This is a genomic window from Haloferax sp. s1 (assembly GCF_058382125.1).
On sequence record NZ_JBZRPK010000353.1, the window covers coordinates 1 to 3,457 of the forward strand.

Sequence of the window (3,457 nt, forward strand, 5' to 3'; positions counted from 1 at the left end):
CAGCAGAGTCGTGATCCGCTTCCGTGGCCCAATCCAGACTTAGTCCAGCAGTTCCGGGAGGGGATGGCCATCGGGTATGCACTCGATGAAAACGGCTCGCCGCAACAGCGTCCGATTCGGATTCCGCCGAAGCTCCTGACGACACACTACGGTCGGTTCGCCTCAACTGGAAGTGGGAAGTCGAAAGCAATCATCAACGATGCGCTGTCGCTCCGTGAGACGACCGGCGGCCCCGTCGTCATCGTTGACCCGAAGGGCGACGGGATGTGCGCCAACTACCTTCGGAGTCATTACGAGCGCTTCAACGGGCTCGACGATGTCTACCAGTTCCGCGTCCCCGAGACGATTCCCGCGTTTTCCTTTTTCGATATCCGGCCGGCACTCGACGCTGGACGGAATCGGGCGGACGCGATTCAGGACAAGGTCGACCACTTCCACGATATCATGCGGATGATCATGGGCCGCGAGCAGTACGGGCAGGCGTTCGTCGCAAACGAGATTCTCAGCTACCTCATCAAGGCGCTGTTCGACGAGGAGTATGGGAGCGACGTCTTCGGGTTGGATGATCTCTTTGCGGCCGCGCTCGAGATGCAGCGGGAGCGAACTGTGCCGCCGGTTTCGGCGGACAATCGGAGCGTTGAGGAGTCGCTCACGCGGCACTTCGCGAAGGATGACCACCAGTTCCAAGTGTCGATGGACGCTGTCGGGAACCGCCTCGATAAACTCAGAGAAGACGCCCACCTGCGACGGATCTTCAGCCACGTTCCGGAACGGGACGACAACGGCGAATACGTCGACAACCGATTCGACTTCCGTGAGTTCCTCGACGAAGACGTCACGATCCTGGTCGACTTAGGCGACCTTCGCCCGGAGGCACAGCGAGCGATCACACTCCTCCTGTTGAGTAATCTCTGGGATGCAGTACAGGTGCGTCGACGTGACGGGAATACGGACTACGAGAACCTCACCAATCTCATCATCGAAGAGGCCGCTCCTGTTGCAGCAACGAAACTCGTCTCCGAGCAGTTGCTTCCACAGGGACGGTCGTTCGGTCTGAGTATGGGACTGGTAATGCAGTTCCCCGGGCAGGTTCGAAACCGTAACGAACGCGCCTACGACGAGGTTCTCAACAACATCAAGACGAAGCTCATTGGGAACATCTCGATTGAGCATGACCTCGCTGAATCGCTGGCCCACGAAGATCTGAGCCCGACTGACCTCCGAAATCGGATTAATACGCTCCCCAGCGGAGAGTGGATCGCCCAACTCCCGAGTCCGTCATTCGGGGAGACAGGCCCGGCCCCGTTTTCGGTGAAGCCGCTCCCGATAGCGGCCGGTCATCCAGAGAGCGACGAGTCGTTGTCTGTCGAACAGGCGGACCACTTCGAGACTGTGGCCCTGCCACGGCTTTCGGAGCGAACACAGGCCCGGTATGGGCTTGCAGAGACTACCAGCGAACCGGAGACAGCCGAAGACAAGGGCTGGGGGAGTAGACCAAACAATAAACAGCCGGCACCAGCTGATTCGGCTAACTCGGTGGACTCGCCGCAGTCGTCGTTCATCGGACAAGCAACCAGTGGTTCAGCAAGCGACGAAGAGAAGAAAGAGAACGGCGCTGACACCACCACCTCCCTGTTTGCGAATGCCGGAATGGCTGAGTCGGACAAACCAGCCGATGAAGAAGAGATGGCTGCTGTCGACGAAAATGGGTCGTCACCAGTCCAGTCTGGTGGTGTACCCGTCCCGGATGACGAGCTCCAGCGCCGTGGGCTTACTCATGATGATGTTCGGTTCTTGGCTCACGTCTTGGACGTGATGAACAGAGATGCACCAAATCACACGCTCCTGAATCATATGAGTGCGTTCAAGAGCGATTTTGGGAATCTGGACGTACAACGACTTGCCGAGCAAAACCTGCTGGAAGAAGGGCGAGCCTGTAGTCGGAAATACTATACTGTCCTCCCGGCAGGGCGTGAACTCCTCGGTCAGAAGCTTAAGGTCGGTCCTGGTCAGGGGGACATCGGTGAGAAGACACCGCACAAGGTCGGTGTGAAGCTGCTCGAACGGTGGTTAGACTCCCGCGACGACGTCGCACAGGTCAAGCCGTACTACGAATACGATGAGGAGACGGTGTTCGACGTCGCCGGCTTCGACGCTGACGGGGAACTCGTGTGGGTCGGTGAAGCCGAACTCGCGAGTAACAACAAACACGCACCGGTTGACGACTATGACAAGCAGAGTGCGGTGGATGCGAACGCTGTCTGGGCGTTCAACAGGCGCGAGACAGCCGTTGAGGTGTTGGACTGTCTCGCAGAAGCCGACCGGATAGAGCATAGCGTAGGCGGGCGTGCCGCGCGTCGGTTCTCGGATATTCGAGAAGCCGTTGAATCGCTAAACGCAGAAGGGATGACGACGATTCGGAGCTTCAACAAGCTTGACGAGGAGTTCAATTCATGAGTTGGCGCCACGCAACCCGCGAGGAGATCTACAGGTACTACACGGAGGAGTTTCCCTCGTATGTCGACGAACTCCCGTCGTTCATCACCGCGAAGGGGCCGAAACAGTACGCACTCGCGTTTCGAGAACCACACCCGGTACGGAAAGACGGAATCCCAGACAAGGACTTCATCCGCCGGGACACATGGCAGACGAACGTCTCAGGTGACCGAACCACGGCAGCGTTCCACGACTTCGACGACGTCCTCGAGTTCATCCGCCATCCAGCACGGAACGATCCACTTGGGCGGAGCGACTTCGAACTCGTCGATCCTGATCTACTCGACAAACCAGACCCGCGTCCTGATGCGGTCTACTACGCCCTCGATCATTGGGAACGACCGTGGGTGCTCCTCATCGATATCGACGCGAAAACGATCGCTCGGGAGCGAGCAACACGGGTAGTGTCGGATGAGGATGGTTCGGGAGACAGCGAGGAATTACTCGATGCCGCGGGTATTCTCGACGCAGACCCGGCAGGCTACCCGTATGCCTTCGAGGATATCGATCAGGCCATCGAGTACGGTTTCGAGGTACGAGACATCTTCGAGGACGACTTCAACGCTGAGGAGACGATGGTAGTGTACAGCGGTCAGGGCGTTCATGTCTACCTTCTCGATACCGACCTTTCCCATCGATATGACGCCAAGAGCCGGGAAGTGCTGAACGACCTTCTGCAAGACACCTACGAGATTCCCATCGACCCAGTAGTTACCGCCGACCGTCGCCGGGTTGCTCGGCTCCCCTACTCGTTGCATACTGACGTCTGTCGTATCGTCACGCCGATCGAGAGCCCGAACTTCGACGCTCGGTCTGCGAGACCGGAGGTGCTCAGGGAATGACTCAGTCAACACCTGTTGAGGACGAGCGGGCCGCCTATCGTGTTGCGACGCTTCCGCCCGAATATGGTACGACGCGAATCAACCAACAGTTCAGCCGGGGCTACAATCGCTATATCGTC

At 58.3% G+C, this 3,457-nt stretch carries 3 protein-coding genes; all 3 read left to right on the forward strand.

Annotated features, from left to right (window positions below; all coding sequences use genetic code 11):
- Positions 1 to 2,457: ATP-binding protein (locus tag QT222_RS04250; RefSeq protein WP_491476413.1), on the forward strand; the 2,457-nt coding region annotated here is incomplete at its 5' end.
- Entirely contained in the window at positions 2,454 to 3,338 is an 885-nt protein-coding gene (locus tag QT222_RS04255) for a bifunctional DNA primase/polymerase (protein ID WP_491476414.1), read from the forward strand. The genes QT222_RS04250 and QT222_RS04255, both read left to right, overlap by 4 nt.
- Positions 3,335 to 3,457: DUF8140 domain-containing protein (locus QT222_RS04260; protein ID WP_491476415.1), on the forward strand; the 123-nt coding region annotated here is incomplete at its 3' end. The genes QT222_RS04255 and QT222_RS04260, both read left to right, overlap by 4 nt.